Origin of the sequence: Pseudomonas sp. dw_358 (assembly GCF_018449655.1) — a bacterium.
GTDB lineage: Bacteria > Pseudomonadota > Gammaproteobacteria > Pseudomonadales > Pseudomonadaceae > Aquipseudomonas.
Genome location: NZ_JAAVUX010000008.1, coordinates 160,812 through 181,246, shown reverse-complemented (window position 1 = coordinate 181,246; position 20,435 = coordinate 160,812). Strand labels below are relative to the sequence as shown.

General features: G+C 64.6%; 19 protein-coding genes. 5 read left to right on the top strand and 14 right to left on the bottom strand.

Annotated features, from left to right (window positions below; genetic code table 11):
* Nucleotides 1-155: 155 nt before the first annotated feature.
* Both HB675_RS14340 and HB675_RS14335 read right to left on the bottom strand, forming a co-directional pair.
* The gene (locus tag HB675_RS14340) at nucleotides 156-797 is read right to left on the bottom strand and encodes an ankyrin repeat domain-containing protein (protein ID WP_213878986.1); all 642 of its coding nucleotides are present in this window, start codon (nucleotides 795-797) and stop codon (nucleotides 156-158) included.
* A 56-nt stretch (nucleotides 798-853) separates the two neighbouring features.
* Nucleotides 854-2,380, bottom strand: coding sequence for a catalase (locus tag HB675_RS14335; RefSeq protein WP_213878985.1), 1,527 nt, complete (start codon nucleotides 2,378-2,380; stop codon nucleotides 854-856).
* A 301-nt stretch (nucleotides 2,381-2,681) separates the two neighbouring features.
* On the opposite strand from HB675_RS14335, the gene HB675_RS14330 reads away from it, so the two are divergent.
* Nucleotides 2,682-3,290: a LysE family translocator gene (locus tag HB675_RS14330; protein ID WP_213878984.1), complete on the top strand. Its 609-nt coding sequence runs from the start codon at nucleotides 2,682-2,684 to the stop codon at nucleotides 3,288-3,290.
* A 103-nt stretch (nucleotides 3,291-3,393) separates the two neighbouring features.
* Here the strand turns inward: HB675_RS14330 and HB675_RS14325 are convergent, their stop codons facing one another.
* The 7 genes from HB675_RS14325 to HB675_RS14295 form a co-directional block, all read right to left on the bottom strand.
* A complete protein-coding gene (locus HB675_RS14325; protein WP_213878983.1) occupies nucleotides 3,394-4,260 on the bottom strand; it encodes a DUF1989 domain-containing protein in 867 nt (288 codons plus the stop codon).
* The gene (locus tag HB675_RS14320) at nucleotides 4,257-4,979 is read right to left on the bottom strand and encodes a GntR family transcriptional regulator (protein ID WP_213878982.1); all 723 of its coding nucleotides are present in this window, start codon (nucleotides 4,977-4,979) and stop codon (nucleotides 4,257-4,259) included. Before HB675_RS14320 ends, HB675_RS14325 begins: the two co-directional genes overlap by 4 nt.
* A gap of 84 nt (nucleotides 4,980-5,063) precedes the next feature.
* A complete protein-coding gene (gene nagE / locus HB675_RS14315) occupies nucleotides 5,064-6,767 on the bottom strand; it encodes an N-acetylglucosamine-specific PTS transporter subunit IIBC (protein ID WP_213878981.1) in 1,704 nt (567 codons plus the stop codon).
* A gap of 49 nt (nucleotides 6,768-6,816) precedes the next feature.
* Nucleotides 6,817-9,333, bottom strand: coding sequence for a phosphoenolpyruvate--protein phosphotransferase (gene ptsP, locus HB675_RS14310; RefSeq protein WP_213878980.1), 2,517 nt, complete (start codon nucleotides 9,331-9,333; stop codon nucleotides 6,817-6,819).
* A gap of 39 nt (nucleotides 9,334-9,372) precedes the next feature.
* Nucleotides 9,373-10,383 (bottom strand): SIS domain-containing protein, encoded by a 1,011-nt coding sequence (locus tag HB675_RS14305; RefSeq protein WP_213879042.1) that lies wholly within the window; start codon nucleotides 10,381-10,383, stop codon nucleotides 9,373-9,375.
* On the bottom strand, nucleotides 10,376-11,482 hold the full coding sequence (gene nagA / locus HB675_RS14300) for an N-acetylglucosamine-6-phosphate deacetylase (protein ID WP_213878979.1): 1,107 nt from the start codon (nucleotides 11,480-11,482) through the stop codon (nucleotides 10,376-10,378). The genes HB675_RS14305 and nagA overlap by 8 nt, the downstream gene beginning before the upstream one ends.
* A 58-nt stretch (nucleotides 11,483-11,540) precedes the next feature.
* Nucleotides 11,541-12,272: a GntR family transcriptional regulator gene (locus HB675_RS14295; protein WP_213878978.1), complete on the bottom strand. Its 732-nt coding sequence runs from the start codon at nucleotides 12,270-12,272 to the stop codon at nucleotides 11,541-11,543.
* Nucleotides 12,273-12,478: 206 nt separating this feature from the next.
* Between HB675_RS14295 and HB675_RS14290 the strand changes: the two genes are divergently transcribed.
* Nucleotides 12,479-13,267 carry an SDR family oxidoreductase gene (locus HB675_RS14290; RefSeq protein WP_213878977.1) on the top strand — a complete coding sequence of 263 codons (789 nt, stop codon included), beginning with the start codon at nucleotides 12,479-12,481 and terminating at the stop codon, nucleotides 13,265-13,267.
* A 13-nt stretch (nucleotides 13,268-13,280) separates the two neighbouring features.
* Here HB675_RS14290 and HB675_RS14285 read toward each other — a convergent pair whose 3' ends face one another.
* Both HB675_RS14285 and HB675_RS25865 read right to left on the bottom strand, forming a co-directional pair.
* Entirely contained in the window at nucleotides 13,281-14,297 is a 1,017-nt protein-coding gene (locus HB675_RS14285; protein WP_213878976.1) for a nitrilase-related carbon-nitrogen hydrolase, read from the bottom strand.
* Entirely contained in the window at nucleotides 14,294-14,416 is a 123-nt protein-coding gene (locus tag HB675_RS25865; RefSeq protein ID WP_256737558.1) for a hypothetical protein, read from the bottom strand. The genes HB675_RS14285 and HB675_RS25865 overlap by 4 nt, the downstream gene beginning before the upstream one ends.
* Here HB675_RS25865 and HB675_RS14280 point away from each other — a divergent pair.
* Entirely contained in the window at nucleotides 14,409-14,990 is a 582-nt protein-coding gene (locus HB675_RS14280; protein ID WP_213878975.1) for an MFS transporter, read from the top strand. The genes HB675_RS25865 and HB675_RS14280 overlap by 8 nt on opposite strands.
* Before the next feature lie 271 nt (nucleotides 14,991-15,261).
* Here HB675_RS14280 and HB675_RS14275 read toward each other — a convergent pair whose 3' ends face one another.
* From HB675_RS14275 to rbsK, 3 genes are read right to left on the bottom strand one after another with little or no spacing between them, the layout of a single operon-like run.
* Entirely contained in the window at nucleotides 15,262-16,323 is a 1,062-nt protein-coding gene (locus HB675_RS14275; RefSeq protein WP_213878974.1) for an aldose 1-epimerase family protein, read from the bottom strand.
* Nucleotides 16,320-17,651, bottom strand: coding sequence for an L-fucose:H+ symporter permease (gene fucP, locus HB675_RS14270; RefSeq protein ID WP_213878973.1), 1,332 nt, complete (start codon nucleotides 17,649-17,651; stop codon nucleotides 16,320-16,322). The genes HB675_RS14275 and fucP overlap by 4 nt, the downstream gene beginning before the upstream one ends.
* A 26-nt stretch (nucleotides 17,652-17,677) precedes the next feature.
* Nucleotides 17,678-18,610: a ribokinase gene (gene rbsK, locus HB675_RS14265; protein WP_213878972.1), complete on the bottom strand. Its 933-nt coding sequence runs from the start codon at nucleotides 18,608-18,610 to the stop codon at nucleotides 17,678-17,680.
* 234 nt (nucleotides 18,611-18,844) lie between these two features.
* Between rbsK and HB675_RS14260 the strand changes: the two genes are divergently transcribed.
* Nucleotides 18,845-19,033 (top strand): hypothetical protein, encoded by a 189-nt coding sequence (locus tag HB675_RS14260; RefSeq protein WP_213878971.1) that lies wholly within the window; start codon nucleotides 18,845-18,847, stop codon nucleotides 19,031-19,033.
* Between the two features lie 307 nt (nucleotides 19,034-19,340).
* A complete protein-coding gene (locus HB675_RS14255; RefSeq protein ID WP_213878970.1) occupies nucleotides 19,341-20,378 on the top strand; it encodes a glycoside hydrolase family 5 protein in 1,038 nt (345 codons plus the stop codon).
* The last annotated feature ends 57 nt before the right edge of the window (nucleotides 20,379-20,435 follow it).

Here is a 20,435-nt window from a genome sequence, read left to right as displayed (position 1 = left end):
AATGATTTCCTCGATGTGGCCCGAGGCCGGGCGGGTCCATGGGGCAGCGGACGAGTCTAACCCATGAGCGCAGGTCAATCGGCAACATCTGCACGATGGCAAAGGCCACCTCGACACAGGCAAAGCCCAGTATGAGAAACGTGGCGTCAGCCCCCTCAACGCCCCGCCCCCGCCGCATCCAGCGCCGCCACCGCCTGCAGATTGCCCTGCTGCTGCACAACCATCCGCACACTGTGGCCGCTGGCATCCAGATGCTCCAGGTCAGCCCCCCGACGAACCAGCGCCTCGATCATGTCCAGCCGCCCGAACAGGGCAGCAAAGGACAAGGCAGTCTGTCCGGCATTGTTGGCCTGGTCGATGGGGCAGAGGCCGAGCAGACGCTGCGCCATGGGGTTTTCCCCCTTGAACAACGCGCCCATCAAGGCGGTGTTGCCGTTGTGGTCGGCGATGCACGGGTTGGCGCCGCCGTCGAGCAAGCGGGTGACTTCCTCCAGAGAGCCGTGGTACGTCGCCAGCACCAGCGCCGTATAGCCCGATCCGGTGCGGCTGTCGATCGGGTACCCGGCCTTGAGCAGGGCATCGGTGATGTCGACCCGGCCGGCGCGGGCGGCATCGAACCACTGCGTGTCGTAAAGGTGCGGGTCGACCCGCTGCACCGGGTCGCTCGGCTGCAAGGCGCTGGCATCGGCGGGCAGCCAGAGACCGGGGAGCCACACGTGGCTGGCTCGCACCCCGATGCCCAGCAGCAACAGTACAAACAGGCCCAGCCACAGCCTTTTATCGCGATGGATCAGCATGTCAACCTCCTCGCTATAAGCGTCCCCCCACGCACGGGGGGGACGGGTGACTGCTATCAGTCTTGCAGCGCCTTGGCGGCGGTTTGGACGGTGCCCAGGTCGCTGTGGGTGGCCTTGGTCAGACGGGTGCCGTAGTCGGCGTCGGCCTTGTAGAAGTACGACAGCATGGCGTACTTGTTGGCGCGGTCGGTGACGTGGTCGAGGTCGCCGCTCAAGGCTTCGATCAGCGAGGCCTTGCCGCTCGACGAGAGCGTGCGGTAGTACTCGCCAGCCTGCAGGAAGTTGGCGGGCCGCTTGATCGCCATTTGCTGGGTGACGCCACTGATGGGCGTGTTGGCGTACTTGTATTGCGGGTCCTGGGCCTTCTCGGCATGGCCCGACGGCTCGTAGTTGACGTCGCCGCTGCGGCCGCTTTCGTTCATGGCGCCGTCTTGCGAGTTGTTGCTCACCGCGACCCGCGGGCGGTTGACCGGGATTTGCTGGTAATTGGCGCCCAGGCGGTACATTTGCGTATCGGCGTAGGCAAACAGTCGGCCCTGAAGCATGCGGTCCTCGGACGGTTCAATGCCGGGCACCAGTCGCGACGGCGCGAAAGCCGATTCCTCGGTGGACTCGAAGTAGTTGTCCGGCACCTTGTTCAACGTCAGGGTGCCGACCTTCTGCTCTGGGACGCCGGTCCAGACCTTGGTGTCATCCAGTGCGTTGAAAGCGAACCGGCCCAGTTCGCCCGGGGTCAGCGTCTGGATGTACAGGTCCCACTTGGGGTAGTCGCCTTGTTTGATAGCGCCGTAGAGGTCGTTGCTCATCAGGTTCCAGTCCTTGCCGATGGACTCGGCAATCTGTCCAGGCTCGAAACCCTTGACGCCTTGCTGGCTCTTCCAGGCAAATTTTACGTAGTGCACCTGGCCCTGGGCGTTGACGAACTTGAACGCGTGCACGGCCGATCCGTCCATGTGCCGATAGGAATCGGGCATCCCCTGGACCGAGTAGAGGTGGGTCAGCATGTTGGTGGCTTCAGGGCTGTGGGCGAAGAAATCGAAGGCCAGGTTGGGGTCCTGAACGCCGGTGACTGCGCTCGGTTTGTTGGCATGAACGAAGTCGGGGAATTTGATCGCGTCACGGATGAAGAACACGGGCAGGTTGATGCCGACCATGTCCCAGTTGCCCTGCTGGGTGTAGAACTTGACCGCGAAGCCACGAGGGTCACGGGCTTGCTCTGGCGAACCGCGATAGCCCATCACGGTGCTGAAGCGAACGAATACCGGGGTCTGGGTGCCGGGCTGGAACACCTGGGCGCGGGTCAGGTTGCTGATGTCGGCGCTCGCCTGGAACTGACCGAACGCCCCCGTACCGCGGGCATGCACGACGCGCTCGGGAATGCGCTCACGGTCAAAGCGCTGCAGTTTTTCGATCAGGTGCGCATCCTGAAGCAGCACCGGGCCGTCGGCGCCGGCGGTTTGCGAGTTCTGGTTGTCGCCCACGGGGGCACCGGAATCGCGGGTCAAAGGGGCGTCGGCAAACGCGCTGGCACTCAGGCTGGCAACCAGCGCGCAGATCGGCAGAACAGCAAAGGGGCGGGACATGGGGTGATTCCTTTTCTTGGAGAGTCAGGAATAGTGCCCCGTGACCGCCGCCGCCGTGAGTCAGATGCTTGTATGCCCTTGATAGGGAAGTGTTATTAGGACGAACGGGGAGGGCTGTGGCACGCGCACGAAGGGGCGGGTCCCAGGGATGCCCCGTAACGCTTGCCGGTTGATACAGACGCAGCAATGATCACTCGCCCCAAGCGCCCCAACCGAGCGGCGGTAAACTGAAGGAAGCACTGTTCATGGCATCGATTCCCCCGCAAGATGCCGGTCTGACTTGCCCTGACTGGATCTGCTCATGCCCTTCGAGACGTGGTTGCTCTACGTGCTGACCTGCTGCGGCATCGCGGTGGTTCCAGGCCCGAATGCGCTATTGGTGCTGACCCATGGGGCCCTGCACGGCAACCGGAAAACCCTGTTCACCATCGCCGGTGGCGTGCTCGGCTTTGCCGTCGCTCTGGCGTTTTGTGCGTTGGGGCTGGGTGCACTGATCCAGGCCTCGGCGACCGGGTTCCTGGTACTGAAGGTGGTCGGCGGCCTCTACCTGATCTGGCTCGGCATCGGGTTGTGGCGATCACCGCCCGTGAGTCTCGAGAAAACCGGCACCACCGACTTGCGCCACTGGTCCATGTTCCGCCAGGGCCTGTTGTCGGCCCTTTCAAATCCCAAGGCACTGCTGCTGTTCACCGCGTTCATTCCACCGTTCCTCGACGCGCAAAGGAACATCATCGAGCAGACGGCCGTGATCGCCCTGACTTATGCGCTGGTGGAGTTCGTCGTTGAATACGGTGTGGCGAGCGCCGCGCACCGGGTCAGGCCCTGGCTGGCGCGGACGGGGCGGCGATTCAATAAAGTCTGCGGTGGTTTTTTCATCGTGTTCGGCTTGGCCATACCGGGGCATGCCTGAGGGGTATGCCGATTTCTCGGACGGCGCCCGATGGTCGCCCATCGGGTTGTTGCGGTCCAGGTGTTCGCAGGCTCACTGTCGGGCCCCGATACGGCCGGATGTGCTACTGACCCACCCCATGGCTGCGATCATAGCCATTGACCGCCGGCGCCACCCATCCTTCAGGCAGCTGCGCCGCTTCGTAAATCTCCACCAGCAGGGGATAGCACTTGGCGGCGTCGGATGAATGCTCGGCCGAGCAGTCGCCTCCCGGGCAGGCGGACAGGCAGCCCAGCAGGTCAATCTCGGCAAAGAACTCCAGATAGTCGCCCGGCTGCACCGGGCTGGCCTTCATGAAGTATTGGCCGGTGTCGCGGGTGAAACCGGTGCACATGAACACGTTGAGGACGTCGTGCACATGGGGTTCGGCGTCATGCAGCGCCAGCCCTGTGGACGCCGACAGCGCGCGGGTCAGGTTCGAGTGGCAGCAATGGTGATACTGGCCGCCGCCACTGAGCAGGTTGTGGGTATAGGGATCGCAGCGCGTCCCGATGACATCGTGGACCGAGCCGCCGAACTCGTCGAAGCCATACCAGTCGAGGGTGTCATGGGTAATGGTGGCCATCGGGCGCAGGCTCGGGAAGCTGGAGAACAGCTGATCGCCGACACCCAGGTGCGTGCCGTTCAGGGCGCGGGTCTTGCCCGTGTAGAAGCGCTCCGTCAGGTCATGCTGGTTGAACAGGTTCAGGTCGCCGACCTGGGGCCCCTCGGTCGAAAGGATGCGAAAGAAGCTGCCGGCCGGCACGCTGAAGGTGGCCGCATCGCGAGCTGGCACCACGACGGTGCGGACGTGCTTCAGGCCGTCGCGCACGGCGCGGTAGGCGCCAATGTCCGGGCGCGGCAAGGTCTCGATCGGGTAGCAGAGGACCGGCTTGATGGCCTTGCGCAGTGCGGCGTCGATGGGGGCCTTGGAAAGGGGGGTGGGCTTCATGTGGGTCTCCGTTGGGTGGCACGCGTCATGTCGGTGGGGCTATGCACGGCAGGGTGGTTCAACAGGTCGAGCAGGGCATGCTCCGAGTCGTCGAGGTAATGGTTCATGGTTTCGGCGGCCGCCTGGCGCTGACCCGCCGCCAGCAGGTCATGGATCTCGCGGTCACGCTCCAGCCACGGACGCTGGAAGTTTTCCTCGTCGGGTGCGACGGCGAACACCAGGCGCATCTGCGCCGCAATGTTGGTGAAAAAGGCATCCAGCAGCGGGCTGCGCCGCAGGCCCACGATATGCTGGTGAAAACGCAGGCTGTGGGTGCCGAAGGCCTGCCAGTCCTCGCGGTCGCGGGCCAGTTCGGCCGCCTCGATGGCGTCGAGCATGCGGTCGGACTGGTATTCGCGCAGCGGCTGGCTGGCGAGGATGGCCTGAATCTCCAGCGTGCGGCGGACCAGGAAGAGGTCGCGCACCTCGGCCACGCTCAGGCGTCGCACCATCACCCCTTTGTGGCGCACGTAGGTGGCCAGGCCCTCGCGCCCCAGCTGGTGCAGGGCCTCCCGCACGGTATTGCGCGAGGCGTTGTAGCGCTTCACCAGGTCGGCCTCGACCAGCGCCATGCCGGACTGCAGGCGGCCGCCGATGATGTCGTCGCGCAGTTCGCAGGCGACCTGGTCGGCCAGGGACAGGGCACACAGCGAAGGAGCAGGGCTTGCACCTGGGAACATCAAAAAACTCCGTGAGGATGGATTGTTCAACAATCGATACCTATCAGGTAATCAATTATTGTGCCAATCATCCGCCGGTAAGATTCAGGTCGGCTGAAGCATCCTTCGCAACCGATCGCTCAACGCCTGCGCGCCGTCGCCCACCAGCACATGCCATACCCCATCGCCCACAGCGCTCACGCCCTGGCTGCCCAGCCGTTGCAGGTCATCGGCATCCAGCGGCAGGGCGTCCTTCAGGCGGACCCGCAGGCGCGTCAGCGCCACGCATTCGACCTTCGCCACCCGCGCGCCGCCCAGCGCCTGCAACCACTGCGCGGCATGACCGGCGTCCACCTCGTTGGCCCGGGTCTGTTCAGCCGAGGTCTGTTCCTGTGTCTGATGCTGTGTCTGTGCCGGTGTGCCGGCATGGGGCAGGGCGTTGCGCAGTTCGTCGGCGAGGCTGTCGGCCATGGCACCGACCACGACCTGCAGGCTGCCGCCGTTGCCCGGACGGACCACGGCCATGGCGCCCAGCGCTTTCAAGTCGGCGTCCTGGACCTGGCTGCGGTTCACCAGTTGCAGGCGCAGGCGGGTGGTGCAGGCGTCGATGCCCAGCAGATTCTGCGCACCCCCGAGCGCGTGAATGTAGGCGGTGGCGCGGTCGCTTTGCGCAACCGGCGCGGCGCTGGAGGCCACTCGTTCGCGCCCGGGCGTCTTGAGGTTGAAGCGCTTGATGCACTGGTCGAAGGCCACGTAGTAGACCAGTGCGTAGATCAGGCCCAATGGCACGATCCGCCAGCCGTGGGTCGACTTGCCCCAGCCCAGGGCCATGTCGATGGCGCCGCCGGAGAAGGTGAAGCCCAGGTGGATGTCCAGCAAGTTGGTCAGCGCCATGGACAGGCCGGTCAGCAGGGCATGCACGACGTACAGCAGCGGCGCGAGAAACATGAACGCGAACTCGATGGGCTCGGTGACGCCGGTCAGCGCTGACGTCAGTGCCATGGACAGGAGGGCGCCGCCGATCAGTTTGCGCTGATCCGGCAAGGCATTGCGGTACATGGCCAGGCAGGCCGCCGGCAGGCCGAAGATCATCACCGGGAACATGCCGGTCATGAACTGGCCGCCCTGGGGGTCTCCCGCGAAATAGCGGGCCAGGTCCCCCGTCACCACCTGCCCGGTCTGCGGGTTGGTGAAGGTGCCAAAGACGAACCACACCAGGTTGTTGAGGATGTGGTGAAGGCCGGTGACGATCAGGATGCGGTTGAGCACGCCGAAGCAGAAGGCGCCGATGCTGCCGCTCTGTGTCATCAGTTCGCCAAGGCCGTTGATGCCGTGTTGAACCGACGGCCAGACCAGGCCGAACAGCAACCCCAGCAGCACCGCAGTCAGCCCGGTGACAATGGGCACGAAGCGGCGTCCGCCGAAGAACGCCAGGTACGGCGGCAGGGCAATGTCCTTGAAGCGGTTGTACAGCGCGCCACCCACCAGCCCGGCGATGATCCCGGCGAGCATGCCCATGTTGATGTGCGCGTCCTGGACCTTGAGGGTCGAGGTCAGCACCAGGTAGCCGATGGCCCCGGCCAGCCCGGCCGTGCCGTTGTTGTCGCGGGCAAAGCCGACGGCGATACCGATGGCGAAAATCAACGGCAGGTTGCTGAAGATCGCATCGCCGGCCGAATGGATGATGGCGATGTTCAGCAGGTCGGTGTCGCCGAGCCGCAGCAACAGGCCGGCGATGGGTAAAATGGCCACCGGCAACATCAATGCACGTCCCAGCCGTTGCAAGCCTTCAATGAAGTGTTGATACACGGCGATTCTCCTGACTGTCGTTGTTGTTATGGGTCGGGCGTTGGGCCGATCACGGCTGACGGTCGAACGCGGTGCAAGCCGCTCGCACCGCCTGGGCGCTGCCCAGCTTTTGCAGCTGCACCGCCAGGGCTTGGCAGGCGGCGCTGTCCAGTTCTCGCACCCGCGCCTTGACTCGGCCGATCTGCGCCGGGCTCACCGACAGCTCGCGCACGCCCAGGCCGATCAGTGCTGCGGTGGCCAGCGGGTCGGACGCCAGTGCGCCGCACACACCGACCCGGCGCCGGTATCGATGAGCCCCCGCGCAGGTCATCGCGATCAGCCGCAGCACTGCCGGGTGCAGGGCATCCACCCGGTCGGCCAGGCCGGCATGATCGCGGTCCATTGCCAAGGTGTACTGGGACAGGTCGTTGGTGCCGATGGACAGAAAATCGGCGTGCTCGGCCAGCTGTTCCGCCAGCAAGGCAGCCGAGGGAACTTCGATCATCACCCCTAACTGCGGGCGCTCGGCAAGGCCGAGTTCGGCGGCCAGCACGTCGATGCGCCCTCGTACGGCGAGCAGCTCGTCGACTTCACTGATCATCGGCAGCAAGATACGGCAGCGCGCCAAGGGCTTGAGCTGGAGCAACGCACGCAGTTGCTGGTCGAGCAGTTCCGGGCGCGCCTGGCCCTGGCGGATGCCGCGCAGGCCCAGGACCGGGTTGGCTTCGGCGGCCAGCGGCAGGTAGTCCAGTTGCTTGTCGCCGCCGATATCGAGGGTGCGCACGATCACCGCCCGGTCGGGCATGGCGTCCATGACGGCCTGGCAGGCGGCGGTCTGCTCGGCCTCGGTGGGGGCGTGGCGGCGATCGACAAACAGAAATTCGGTGCGCAACAGGCCGACACCGTCGGCGCCGTCGGCATGGGCCTGCCCGGCTTCCGTTGCCGTGGCGACGTTGACGGCGACTTCGATGGGCACGCCATCCAGCGTCACTGCCGGTTCATGGGCGTGCTGCTGATCGCGTTGACGCTGGTGTGCCCGCTGTTGAATGGCGGCGTTCACGTGGGTCAGTCGCTCCGGGCCAGGCTTGAGTTCCAGGTGCCCCGCATCGGCGTTCAGGACCGCCTCGCCGTGGGCGGTGCGGTGGAGGGCTTCGAGCAGTGCCGAACCCAGCGCAACGACGCATGGGATGCCTTTGCCCCGTGCCAGTATCGCGACGTGGGAGGTCGCGCCCCCCAGTGCCATGCCGATGCCGCCGACGCCGCGCTCGGCCAGCATCAGCAGGTCGGATGGGGTCAGGTCTTGCGCCAGCACGATCGAGCCGGGTGCGATTTGCAGGGTCTGCGTCTGCCCCAGCAGCCGGCGCAGGACACGTTGGCGCAGGTCCAGCAGGTCGCTGGCGCGCTCGCCCAGCAAGGCATTGTCGAGGTGTTCGAGCACCTTGCACTGGGCCAGCACCGCGCGGCTCCAGGCATGAGCGCCACTGTGCCCTTGGGCGATGTCGGCGGCGGCGGCGTCGAGCAGGGCCGGGTCGTCGAGCATGGCCAGGTGAGTGGCAAAGATCGCGCTTTGTTCAGCCTGGCGCGAATCCAGGCCAGCGTGGATATCGGCGCGAACCTCGACCAGGGCCTGGTCCAGGCGCTGCTGCTGATCCGCTGGCCAATGGTTGCGCGGATCTGGCGGCAGTTCGAAGGCGTCAAGGCGAACCCAGGGTCCGCAGGCGAGACCGGGGGACGCAGTGACGCCGGTAAAAATACCGTTGGCGTCCTGCGCCGAAGGGCTTTGCCGCGTTGGCAGAGGCATCGAGGGCGCCTGCACCGAGGGTGTCGACAACACCTCGAGCATGGCCTGCAGGGCACGGGCGCTGTCATGGCCGACACAGCTCACCTCGATCTCGTCGCGCTCACGGATGCCCAGGCCCATCAGCCCGATCACGCTGTCGGCCGAGGCACGGCGGTTGCCGACATGCAGGTGCACCTGGCTGTCGAATTGCCGAGCGGTCTGGCGCACTAGCGCCGCAGGCCGTGCATGCAGCCCGCCGCCGTGGGCGATGCACACCCGGCCGCAGGACTCGGTGATCGGCACTGGGTCATTGGCGGGTGCTGCCTGGGCAGGTGGATTCAGCGGGATGACGTGCAGCAGGGTATCGCCCACCTCTACCCAACGCAGGCCGGCGACCGGGCTCAGGGTGAACTGGTCACCGTTGAGCAGGATGAAGGCACTGACCAGGCTGCGGCTGTGCCGGGCGACCTTGTCCAGGTCCAGGCGCAACAGTGGCTGGCCCTGGACGATCCGCTGCCCGGCGCTGACCAGGGCTTCGAAACCCTCGCCGTTGAGCTCCACCGTGTCGATGCCGACATGCAGCAGCCACTCGCTGCCGTTGTCGGCCCGCAGATTGATGGCGTGGCGGGTCCGGGCGACGTTGACCACCTCGCCGGCAAAGGGCGCATGCAGCACGTCCCCCAGCGGATCGATTGCGGTGCCGTCGCCCATCGCGCCGCTGGCGAAGACCGGGTCGGGGATGTTGTTCAACGTAATGACCGGGCCGCTGAACGGCGCATTCAGCGTCATGTAATTGTTTTTGGGCATGACATCTTCCTGGCAAAGGCCCGCCGCAGCGGGCGAGGGTCAAAGGGTTCGGGTCACCTTGCTGAGGTGTCGCGGCTGGTCGGGGTCGAGCCCTTTGGCCTGGGCCAGGCCGGCGGCCATGACATAGAACGACTGGATGGCCAGGATCGGGTCGAGGGCCGGGTGCCCGGCGCAGCTCAGCGTCAGGTCACGCTCGGCGATGTCGTCGGGCGCCGCCAGCAGCACCTTGGCGCCCCGCTCGCGCATGTCTGCCGCGAGGGCCAGGAGGCTGGCCTGTTCGGCACCGCGCAAGGCAAAAATCAGCAACGGGTAGTCCTGCTCCACCAACGCCATGGGCCCGTGGCGGACCTCGGCGCTGCTGAAGGCCTCAGCCTGCAGCGCCGAGGTTTCCTTGAATTTCAGCGCCGCTTCCTGAGCGACCGCGAACCCCAGGCCCCGGCCGATGACCATCAGCCTCTGGCAATCGCGCAGCGCCTCGATGGCCTCGGACCAGTCTTGCCGCGCGGCGGCGAACAGGTCATCCGGCAAGGTCTGCCCGGCCTGCAACAGGGCTTCGTTCCGTTGCCAATGGGCCACCAGTCGCGCGCTGGCGCTGAGGGTGCAGATAAAACTCTTGGTCGCCGCCACGCTCGACTCCGCACCGGCGGCGAGGGGCAGGCGGTACTCGCAGGCCTGTTCCAGGGGCGAGCCCTGGGCATTGACCAGGGCGATGCTCAGGGCGCCGCGCTCGCGCAACCGGGTCATGGTGCTGACCAGATCAGGGCTCTGGCCCGACTGGGAAAACGCCAGCGCTGGCTGACCTTCAACCTTCAAGGGCGAGTCATGCAGGGTGGCCACCGACATCGGCAACGAGGCCACCGGCACGCCGGTCAGCTGCGTGGTGAGGTAGGCAAAATAACTGGCGGCATGATCGGAACTGCCGCGGGCGACCGTCAGCACCACCTGGGGCGGCCGCTCGCGCAGGCGCTCGCCGAGCACCGACAGCAGTGGCTCCAGTTGCGTCAGCTGGCGACGCACGCCCTCCCCGGAGGTCAGCGCTTCTTCAAGCATTTTCGAGTTCAACGGTTTCTCCTTCAACCATCACGGCGGCCAGTGTCAGGTCGCGATTCACGGATACGGCGTCTGCCCAACTGCCAGGCTGCAGGCGGCCGCGTTCTTCGATGCCCAGATAGTCGGCGGGAAACTGCGACAGACGCTGGGACGCTTCGGCCAGTGGCACGCCGAGTTTGACCAGGTTGCGCAAGGCCTGGTCCATGGTCAGCGTGCTGCCCGCCAGGGTGCCGTCGGCCAGGCGCACACCGCCCAGGCATTTGGTGACGGTGTGGCTGCCCAGTTTGTATTGGCCGTCGGGCATGCCGGTGGCGGCGGTCGAGTCGGTAACGCAGTACAGGCAGGGAATGGCCCGCAACGCCACGCGAATCGCGCCGGGGTGCACGTGCAACAGGTCGGGGATGATTTCGGCGAAGCGCGCATGGGCCAGCGCTGCGCCGACGATGCCGGGTTCGCGATGGTGCAGCGGGCTCATGGCGTTATACAGGTGGGTGAAACTGGTGGCGCCTGCCGCCAGGGCTTGCACGCCGTCTTCATAACTGCCCAGGGTGTGGCCGATCTGTACACAGACGCCGCGCTGCACCAGCGCCCGGATCAGCTCGACATGCCCGGCGATTTCCGGCGCCAGGGTGATCACCTTGATCGGTGCCAGGCCCAGCAGTTGGTCCACCTCCTCGAGCACCGCGCCATGGGCATGATTGGGCTGGGCGCCGAGTTTGCCCGGGTTGATATAGGGGCCTTCCAGGTGCACACCGAGCACTCGGGCGGTGGCGGCGGGTCGGCGCTGGCTGTAGTGCCCCAACTGTTCGAGGATCTGCCGGATCTGCGCTGACGGCGCGGTCATGGTAGTCGCCAACAGGCTGGTGGTGCCGAAGCGCAGGTGGGTGCGGGCGATGGTGGCGAAGGCGTTGTCGCCCTCCATGATGTCGCGGCCACCGCCGCCATGCACGTGCAGGTCGATGAAGCCTGGCAGCAGGTAGGGCAGGTTGTTGTGCAGGGGGTCACAGGGCGGGCCGACGACCTCGAGCACGCGCCCGTCGCGGTGATGCAACTGGCCACGGACCCAGCCGTCGGGCGTGAGTATGTTGAAATCAGGCATACAGACTCCAGTGGGCGATACCGTTTGCAAAGAGGCGCAGCTTGACCCGTGCCAGCGGTCAGCGGCGCAGTTCGGCGACGAAATCGTAGTAGTCATCGCGGCAATAGGTGTCGGTCAGTTCGATAGCCGTGTTGTCGGCGCCAAAGCCGATCCGGGTCATGCGCAACATCGCGGTGCCCGGCTCGACACCCACTTGCGCGGCCATCTGTATCGACGCGTTGATTGCCCGGATATGCTGCAGCGCACGCACCACGGGACAGCCGATAACGTCGAGGTGGGCATACAACGAATCGCCGACGGCTTGTGGGTCGGGCAGCAGCGAAGCGGGCAGGGTGCTGACTTCCACGGCCATGACAATCCCGTCGGCCTTGCGCAAGCGCTCCAGCCGGGCGACCTGGTCGGACGGCGACAGGCCCAGGCGGATCAATTCTTCATGGGTGGGCAGGGCGATTTCCCGCTGCAGCCACTGCGAGCTGGGGGTGAAGCCCTTGCTGCGGAGCATTTCGCTGAAGCTCGACAGCCGTGACAGTGGCTGTTCCAGACGTGGGGTGATGAAGGTGCCGGAACCTTGGTTACGTCGGATCAGGCCCTGTTGTTCAAGGACATCGAGGGCTTTGCGGGCGGTGACGCGGGAGATGTTCAGGTCTTCGCTGAGGCTGCGTTCCGAGGGCAACGCCTGATCGGATTTCCACTGCCCGGCATGGATTGCCGCTTCGAGGTTACGCGCCAGTTGCAGGTACAGGGGCGTTGGCTGGTGCTCGTCGGGGCGCAAGGGGATGATCGAATTCATCGTCAGCTTCCGAAGTGGTGCTTTATTGGTGTGCTTATGACGTTAGAAAGTAATACCACTTGAATACCACGTCAAGCGGATCGGACGCCGGTGGGGCGTTCAAGTGTTACCGATGAGTGAAGTGACGCACCGCCGTCGTGTCCCCGAGGCGCAGTCTGTCGACTAGGCTCTGTACGAAATGCCTCCCTCCCTACAGGATCAGTGACATGTCCCAGGAATTTGCCGGCAAAGTGGTCGTGGTTTCAGGCGGGAGCCGTGGCATCGGCTTCGGCATCGCAGCGGCCTTCGCCGCCCAGGGTGCGCAGACGGTACTGGCGGCGTCCAGCGAAGCCAATCTGACGGCTGCGGCCGACACGATCGTAGCCCGCGGCGGCCCGCGGCCCGCCACCTATGCCGCCGACCTGCGCACCGAAGCCGGTTGCAAGTCGCTGTTCGAAGGCGTCAGTGCGCAGTTCGGGCGCTGCGACATCCTGGTCAACTCGGCGGGTGCGACGCGGGCCGGGGCATTCCTGGAGTTGAGCGATGCCCTGTGGCAGGACGGCTTTGCCCTCAAGTTCTTCGGCTGCGTGAACCTGTGTCGGTTGTTCTGGCCGTTGCTGACGGCCGCGAAAGGGCATGTGGTCAACGTCATCGGCGGCGCGGCACGCACCCCGGATCCGGGCTTCTTGATCGGTGGTTCGGTCAACGGGGCGATGCACAACTTCACCAAGGGCCTGTCAGGCCAGGGCAAACGCGACGGCGTGAACGTCAACGCGATCCTGCCGGGCCTGACGGAAACCGGCCGGGTCGAGCAGTTGTTCGAGCAGCGGGCTGCCGCCAGCGGCCAGAGCGTCGAAGCGGTGCGCGCCGAGCAGATCCAGCGTGAAGGGCTCGGCAGGCTCGGTACGCCCGAGGATGTCGCGGCGCTGGCGGTGTTTCTCTGTTCAGAGCGTGCTCGGCACATTCAAGGGACAGCCATCGCAGTCGATGGCGGGGGGACGCCCGGCGTTTATTGAGGAGGTCGAACCATCAAGCCGTCGTGTGGCTGTGGTCCGATAAAGCCTCGTTCATCACCAAGGTGCCCGCAGCGCGTTGCTCAAGCTCAATGAGCTTGGGGTGAGCGCTGCGCTCATGCACGTGGCTGTGGGCGGTCCGGTCAATGACCAGACTGAGCAGTTCCGGGCGGCTATAGTGCCCGCGGCCGTCCATCTGGCGTTTGCGCTTGTCGATTTCCCAGAGGTCGAGGTTGGCGATCACTTCGCCTTCGCCCTCGGTCAGTGAACCGATGATTTCGCCTTGAGGGTCGATGATCGCGGTGAAGCAGCCGCCGGAGATGGGGTCGATGGAGGTGCCGGTGTCTTTCATGATCTGCGCCTGCTGTTCCGGGTACAGCCAGGCCGTGGAGTTGACCACGAAGCAGGCAGACTCCAGGGCATGCATGCGAATGCTGACTTCCATCTGGCGGGTGAACAACTCGCCCGCGAACGAGCCGGGGTACATGGCGGCATGGATCTGTTCTCCGTCTTCGATCAGGGCGTAGCGGGCCAGCGGGTTGTAGTGCTCCCAGCAGGCGAGTTGGCCGATGCGGCCTACCGCGCTGTCCACGGCGCGCAGGCCGGAGCCATCGCCCATGCCCCAGATCATGCGTTCGTGATAAGTGGGCGAGATCTTGCGACGGGCCTGGATCAAGGTGCCGTCGGCATCAAACAGCAACTGGGTATTGTACAGCGTGCTGCCGTCGCGTTCGTTGACGCCGATGGAGACCACCATGTTGGCCTGCTTGGCGGCCTTGCCGATGGCGTCGGTGGCGGCGGAGGGGACGGTGACGGCCTGATCGAGCAGCTTGTAGTGCTCGGCGCCCATTTCAAAAGGGGTCTGCACGAAGGAAAAATAGGGGTAGTAGGGGACGATGGTTTCCGGGAACACGGCGAACTGCACGCCCTTGTCACCGAGTTCAAGGATTTTCTGCACGACTTTCTCGACGGTGCCTTTACGGCTGTAGAGCACGGGTGCGATTTGTACGGCGGCGGCTTTGACGATGGTCATGGGGCTTTCTCTACCCCGAAGCCGCCTGAGGACTGCACCACACCGCCCTGTTCGGACAGCAGCGTGACCTGATAGACCTGACGCTCGGCCATGATATTGGCGACTTCGAAAGTGCCCATTGCGGTGCCGCTGTTCGTGGTACCGCGGCTGGTGGCCACCTACCTGACCCATCGCCTGAGCGGTCGAGTGCTGCTCACCGGCGGCCTGGCACTCATCGCGGTTGGGCTGGTCAGCGTTGCCGTGGCGCTGCCCCAATTGCACTATGTCGCGTTGCTGCCGGGTTTGTTATTGATGGGCATCGGTGCCGGCACGCTCAATGGTGAAACGGCCAAGGTCAGCATGTCGGTCATCCCCCCGGAGCGCGCTGGGATGGCCTCCGGGATATCCGGCACCATCCGCTTTGCCGGCATCGTCATCGGCTTTGCGGTGCTGGGCGCCGTGCTGTTCATGCAACTCAGGGCGGCTGTCACCGCTGGCTTGCCCATGGGCTCGGCCGGGGAGGCCGATGCCCTTGTGAAAGCGATTGGCGCCGGGGATCTGTCCGGTAACGGCTCGCCCGCACTGCACGCTTTGGCCGTTGCCAGTTACGGCGCGGCTTATCGAGCCGTACTGTTGGGCGGGGCCGCCTTTGCCGCACTCGCCGCAGTGCTCGCCTGGAATTTGATACGGGCCGCCGAAACCGCGCCGACCTGAAAACCTCGAACCCACCGACAACGGGAGGGTCTTCAGTGACTCGCTGGTGCCAGCAGCACCGAGAGGGGGAGACAAGGGTCCCACGGGAATGAATTCGAAAGAGATCAACCCGGCGCGGTCCAGCGGCATCTTGGCCGGGGTGACCGTACCGATGGCGATGAGCTTGGTGATCTGCGCCGTGTGCAACTGATTGAAAGTCCGGAATACGGCCAGGCCGCTACAGCTACAGCTACAGCTACAGCTACAGCTACAGCTACAGCTACAGCTACAGCTACAGCGCCCGCCGTTCCGCCGCGCTGAGGTAGCCGGTGGTCAGGCTGAATTCGGCACGGGCACCGGGCCCGAGGCGACGGACGTTGCCCTTGGCCAGTTCGGCGCGGTAGCCCTCCGGTTCGCAGGTGGCCGGCAGCACAAAGGCGGCCACTTGCTGGTCGGCGTTGTGCAGGATCCAGCGCGCGGCATGGTCGAATTGCCGAGGGCTGTAGCGCGTGTAGAACGCCGCGCCGGTAGGATGATCGAGAAAGAAGTGCGCTTGCCCCTGGGCATCGCTGCGCACGTCATCGAAGAAGCAGACAATCTCCGGGTCGTACAACTCGGGCGAGTCGAGCACCTTGAGGCGGGTCGGGTCCTGGCCGAGTTCGGCGATGTAGGCCGTCCAGGCCGGCGTCGGCCGGACGTGGGCCGGCACGCTTTCACGCACTCGCGTGCGCGCGCAGCCCAGCGGCTGAGTCAGGCGGGCGCCTTCGACGTAGGCGTAGTTCATGTGCGCCATGTACATCAATTCCATGGGCTTGCCTGCCAGGTTGACCACCTGCAGACCGATCTCGAACAGGCCGCTGGCCGGGCGCAGGGTCACGCTTGGGCAGGCGCGGTAGTGGTCGCCGAACCCTTGCACGTACTCGTACTCGCCGCCCAGGCGCAGGTAGGCGCCGCGCTCGTCCTCGCCCACCTGCAGCCAGGCCTGGTCCATGGGCGCGCAGGGCATTTCGCCGTGCAGCGCATGATCATCCTCAGGACCCGGGCAACCGTTGCGCAGCAGGCCGCTGTGGAACATGAAGCAGCCATAGGTGCCGATCACATTGGCACTGGGCCTGGGCTGAGTGAACAGGTTGCGCATGGTCAGATCGACGCCATCGAACTCGGCCGACCAGATCATCTGCCCCTGCCAGGGCAGGATCACCAGCTTGCCGCGACTGTTTTCCAGCGACAGCGCCTTGACCCCACTGGGGTAAGTCCAGGCGCGGACGCTGAAATGCTGCGACTCGAGCAGGGGGCGGCTGCTTTGATCCCAGAGCTGCGCGTACAGCGGCAGACGCATCTGTTCGGCACTCATTGCGCCACCGCCGTGGCCGAGCCGGTCAGAACAGGTTGTGGTTGACGCATGCAGCGCACTGCGTACAGCACGATGGCCACGAAGCACAGCAGCGGCACGCTGTAGGCGATCTGCATGTTGCCGCCATTGGCATCGCTGAGCAGGCCCTGGAAGATCGGCATCACGCCGCCGCCGACAATGCTCATCACCAGCAGCGAGCCACCGACGCCGGTGTCTTCACCCAGCCCGTCGATGGTCAGGCCATAGATGGTCGGCCAGCAGGGCCCGAGAAATACGCTGACGCCCACGGCCGCATACACCGCCGTGATGTTCGGCACCAGAATGGTGTAAGCCAGCAGCACGATGCACAGCACACCGTACAGGGCCAGCACCTTGGCCGGGTGCAGCTTGCGCATCAGCAGGTTGGCGATCATCTTGCCGACGAAATACGCGGCGAAGGTGGTCAGCAGGAACCACGAGGCACTGCGCTCGTTCATGCCACCCATTTGCATGGCCAGGCGAATGGTAAAGCTCCACACACCGACCTGTGCACCCACATACAGGAACTGGGCCAATACGCCGAAGCAGAACCGCGGATTGCGCCGCAGGCGGCCGAGGCTCTGGCCGATGCTGGCCCGCGGTTGGCTGGCGGTGCGGTTGCCTTTGCACGCCGGGAAGCGGGTGATGGCGATCAGGATGAACATCAGGATCAACACCGCGATCATCCACTTGTACGGCAGCAGGGTCGACTGGATCATCTGCAGTTGCTGCACCGCCGCATCGCTGGCGCTCATATGGGTCAACTGCTCGCGGGTGGCGTCGGTGTCCTTGAACATCACGAAGCTGCCGACATACACCCCGGTCATGGCGCCGAACGGGTGGAACGTCTGCGAGATGTTCAAGCGTCGGGTGCCGGTCTCCCGAGGCCCCATCAGGGTCGAATAGGTGTTGCAGGCGGTCTCGAGAAACGACAGGCCGGCGGCGATGACAAACAGTGCCATCAGGAACATGCCGTATTTAGCCGTGGAAGCCGCCGGGAAGAACAGCGCACAGCCGAACAGGTAGAGCATCAGCCCGATCAGGATGGTGGTCTTGTAGCTGAAACGCCGCACCACCAGCGCCGCCGGAATGGCCACGAAGAAGTAGCCCAGGTAGAACGCCGACTGGACGAAGGCGGTCTGGAAGTCGCTGAGCAGGAAGGCCTTCTTGAAGTGGGCGATCAGCACATCGTTCATGCTCGCCGCGGCGGCCCACAAGGCAAAGATGCTGCAGAGCAGGAGGAAGGCGAACCAAGGGGTACGGTTGAGGTAGAACCCGTCAGGGGTTTGTTGCAGCGCAGGCTTGTTCATTGTTGTTCTCCGCGAAAATACAGGTGTCAGCGTGCGCTGGCCGAAGCATCGAGGAAGCGCGCAAAGGTTTGCGCATCGGGGTAGGAAGATTGTGTGCCGAGTCCGGTGACCGAGCAGGCTGAATAGGCCACCGCTTGCTGCATGGCCTGGCGGATGTTGCCGTCCTGACTCCAGTGCCGGGCGAAGCAGCCAATGAAAGCGTCACCGGCACCGGTGGTGTCGCGGGCCTCGACCTTCACGCCGGGTACCTGCCACTCGCCTTCGGCGCCGACGTACAGTGCACCGTGCTCACCGAGGGTGACGATGACGTGGCGTATGCCCTCGGCCACCAACTGCCGTGCGGCCTGGGCCGCTTCTTCGGCAGAGGTCACCGGGCGGCCGCTGAGGAGGGCCAGTTCGCTCTCGTTGGGGATCAGAAAGTCCAGCTGCGCGAGGTGCTCGCGGCTCAGGCCCGGCAGGGCCGGGGCCGGGTTGAGCAACACCGGGATGGCGTGCCGGCGAGCGAACGCGATGGCGTGATACACCGTCACCAGATCGATCTCCAGTTGCAGCACGATCAATGCGCAATCGCGCAGTTGCGCTTGGGCACGGTCGATGTCGGCCGGGCTCAGGTGGGCATTGGCGCCCTTGACGATGAGGATGCTGTTGTGCGAATCCGCCTGGACGAAGATCGGCGCCACGCCACTGGACACGCCCGCCACCCGTTCGACAAAACGCGTGTCGATGCCCAGCCGCTGGAAATTGGCCAAAGTGGTGTCGGCGAAGGCATCGTCGCCGACCTTGCTGAGCATCAGCACCTCGGCGCCCAGCAGCGCGGCAGCCGCCGCCTGGTTGGCGCCCTTGCCGCCGCAGCCCATGGCAAAGCGGGGCGCTTCGAGGGTTTCACCCTGGGCGGGCATGCGTTCGATGTAGGTGATCAGGTCGACCATGTTGCTGCCGATGACTGCAATCTTGCTCATTGTTGTTGTGACCTCGCCAGCGCCGACGGGAGCATCGGCGGCTTTTTATTTTGTGTTATTTAAATAACATAATCTGTGAGGATTCAATCTTTATTTTCCGATCGCCGTGTTGCCGGACCAGCGGACGAAGAAGTCGTAACGTTAAGGAACCCGCGCACCTCAGTGGTGTCGTATTGCTAGCACTCTGATTATTCGAGTTGATTTTCTATGCACCTTTTCGGTACCGATCGCGTCATGCTTCGCGAAGTGGCGGAGGGCCTGTCGGTCGTCCAGGGCGGGCGCGCCGACAGCATCCTGGCGTTGATGTCGGCGAACTTGATCAGCGCGCAACGCCGCGTAGAGGCCGGGGTATTGACCTATACCCAGGTTCGGCTGACACGGGGCGGCGAGGCCTATCTGGAAGACTTTCGGGCAGCGTTGTGAGGGCATTTCATCGGTGCAGCATGCGACAGCCGGGCAGCCCCTTCCCCTCAGTCCGGCACTGACCTGCCGAGTTCAACCCTCCAGGCAAGCCTTGACGGTGATGCCCACTCGCTGGCTCGCAATGCCGAACTCGACGCTGAGGCGCCAGCGCCGCTACCAACGGCTTCAGGACGTCTGACAAGCTCATCGAGGATGTTGAGGACTGCCCGTCGCATGGTGGTGCGAAAACCGGCACACCTTGATCCTCTGAACTAGGATGCTCACCAGTCGTTTCGAAAGTGAGCGCACCCTCCAATAAGAGAAACCTATGAAAAGCCTTGTTCAGGGAATGATGGCGGTAGCCGCATTGGCCTTGCTGCCCCTCGCATACGCAGGGCAGCCCTTGACCGATGGCAAGGGTGCCCCGCTGGTTCATTTGAACGTCGCTGCGGCGGGCTGGAATGGCAGCACGTTGCCTGGGGTCGAAGGCCGTGACTATGCTTTTCCCGACGCTACTTACCTGGATAAATGGCAGAAGGCCGGGATCCGGGTCATCCGTTTCGGCATTGTCTGGGAGCGCTTGCAACCCACACTCAATGGCGATTTCGCCCCTGTGTACGCGCAGCGGCTCGATACCTTCTTCGCCCAGGCCGCTGCGCACAATATGGGTGTCATCTTCGATGTGCATAACTTCGGCCGTTGGAACGGCAACAGTGTCATCGGCACCAGTGCCGCGCCGACCTCCGCATTTCAAGACTTGAGCAGGCGTGTGGCCCAGCGTTGGGGCAACAACCCCGGGCTGCATGGTTATGACCTGATGAACGAGCCTTACGGCGACGCGGACACCTACTGGAAGGCCAACGCGCAGGCCGGTATCAATGGTGTGCGGGCCTTCGACAAAGTCCATCCGATTTACGTGGAAGGTCGCGCGTTTTCCAACACCACCAGTTACCCGACGTTGAACGCCGACCTGTTAACCCTGACCGACCCGTCCAATAACCTGGTCTATTCAGGCCATATGTACCTGGACCCCGGGAGCAGTGGTCAGTACAACAAACCGATCACGGGTACCTTTGACCCGATGATCGGCGTCAACCGGGCCAAGCCCTTCGTCGAATGGCTGGCCCTCAACCACAAGCGAGGTCAGATAGGTGAGTTTGGCGTCCCCGATGATGACCCGCGCTGGTTGACCGGGATGGACAATTTGCTGGCGTACTTGCACGACCATTGCGTGCCCTTGGCTTATTGGGCGGCGGGGCCGCTGTGGGGGAAAGATCGGGTGGCCATCGAGCCGATCAATGGTGTTGCACGGCCGCAATGGCCGGTGCTGTCGAAGTGGCTGGTGAAAACCAATACGTGCCCTTGATGAGTGGAGGGCAGTCAGCGCGATTATGCAGGGCCGGGGAAGGTGTTTTAGTGGGTG

Excerpts from the sequence above, each read along its gene's own strand:
- HB675_RS14325 (WP_213878983.1), bottom strand. The coding sequence starts at position 4,260 with ATGAAGCCCACCCCCCTTTCCAAGGCCCCCATCGACGCCGCACTGCGC.
- HB675_RS14340 (WP_213878986.1), bottom strand. The coding sequence starts at position 797 with ATGCTGATCCATCGCGATAAAAGGCTGTGGCTGGGCCTGTTTGTACTG.
- nagA (WP_213878979.1), bottom strand. The coding sequence starts at position 11,482 with ATGCCTGATTTCAACATACTCACGCCCGACGGCTGGGTCCGTGGCCAG.
- HB675_RS14320 (WP_213878982.1), bottom strand. The coding sequence starts at position 4,979 with ATGTTCCCAGGTGCAAGCCCTGCTCCTTCGCTGTGTGCCCTGTCCCTG.
- HB675_RS14330 (WP_213878984.1), top strand. The coding sequence starts at position 2,682 with ATGCCCTTCGAGACGTGGTTGCTCTACGTGCTGACCTGCTGCGGCATC.
- HB675_RS25865 (WP_256737558.1), bottom strand. The coding sequence starts at position 14,416 with ATGGGCACTTTCGAAGTCGCCAATATCATGGCCGAGCGTCAGGTCTAT.
- HB675_RS14335 (WP_213878985.1), bottom strand. The coding sequence starts at position 2,380 with ATGTCCCGCCCCTTTGCTGTTCTGCCGATCTGCGCGCTGGTTGCCAGC.
- rbsK (WP_213878972.1), bottom strand. The coding sequence starts at position 18,610 with ATGAGCAAGATTGCAGTCATCGGCAGCAACATGGTCGACCTGATCACC.
- ptsP (WP_213878980.1), bottom strand. The coding sequence starts at position 9,333 with ATGCCCAAAAACAATTACATGACGCTGAATGCGCCGTTCAGCGGCCCG.
- fucP (WP_213878973.1), bottom strand. The coding sequence starts at position 17,651 with ATGAACAAGCCTGCGCTGCAACAAACCCCTGACGGGTTCTACCTCAAC.
- HB675_RS14275 (WP_213878974.1), bottom strand. The coding sequence starts at position 16,323 with ATGAGTGCCGAACAGATGCGTCTGCCGCTGTACGCGCAGCTCTGGGAT.
- HB675_RS14290 (WP_213878977.1), top strand. The coding sequence starts at position 12,479 with ATGTCCCAGGAATTTGCCGGCAAAGTGGTCGTGGTTTCAGGCGGGAGC.
- HB675_RS14285 (WP_213878976.1), bottom strand. The coding sequence starts at position 14,297 with ATGACCATCGTCAAAGCCGCCGCCGTACAAATCGCACCCGTGCTCTAC.
- HB675_RS14255 (WP_213878970.1), top strand. The coding sequence starts at position 19,341 with ATGAAAAGCCTTGTTCAGGGAATGATGGCGGTAGCCGCATTGGCCTTG.
- HB675_RS14260 (WP_213878971.1), top strand. The coding sequence starts at position 18,845 with ATGCTTCGCGAAGTGGCGGAGGGCCTGTCGGTCGTCCAGGGCGGGCGC.
- HB675_RS14295 (WP_213878978.1), bottom strand. The coding sequence starts at position 12,272 with ATGAATTCGATCATCCCCTTGCGCCCCGACGAGCACCAGCCAACGCCC.
- HB675_RS14305 (WP_213879042.1), bottom strand. The coding sequence starts at position 10,383 with ATGCTTGAAGAAGCGCTGACCTCCGGGGAGGGCGTGCGTCGCCAGCTG.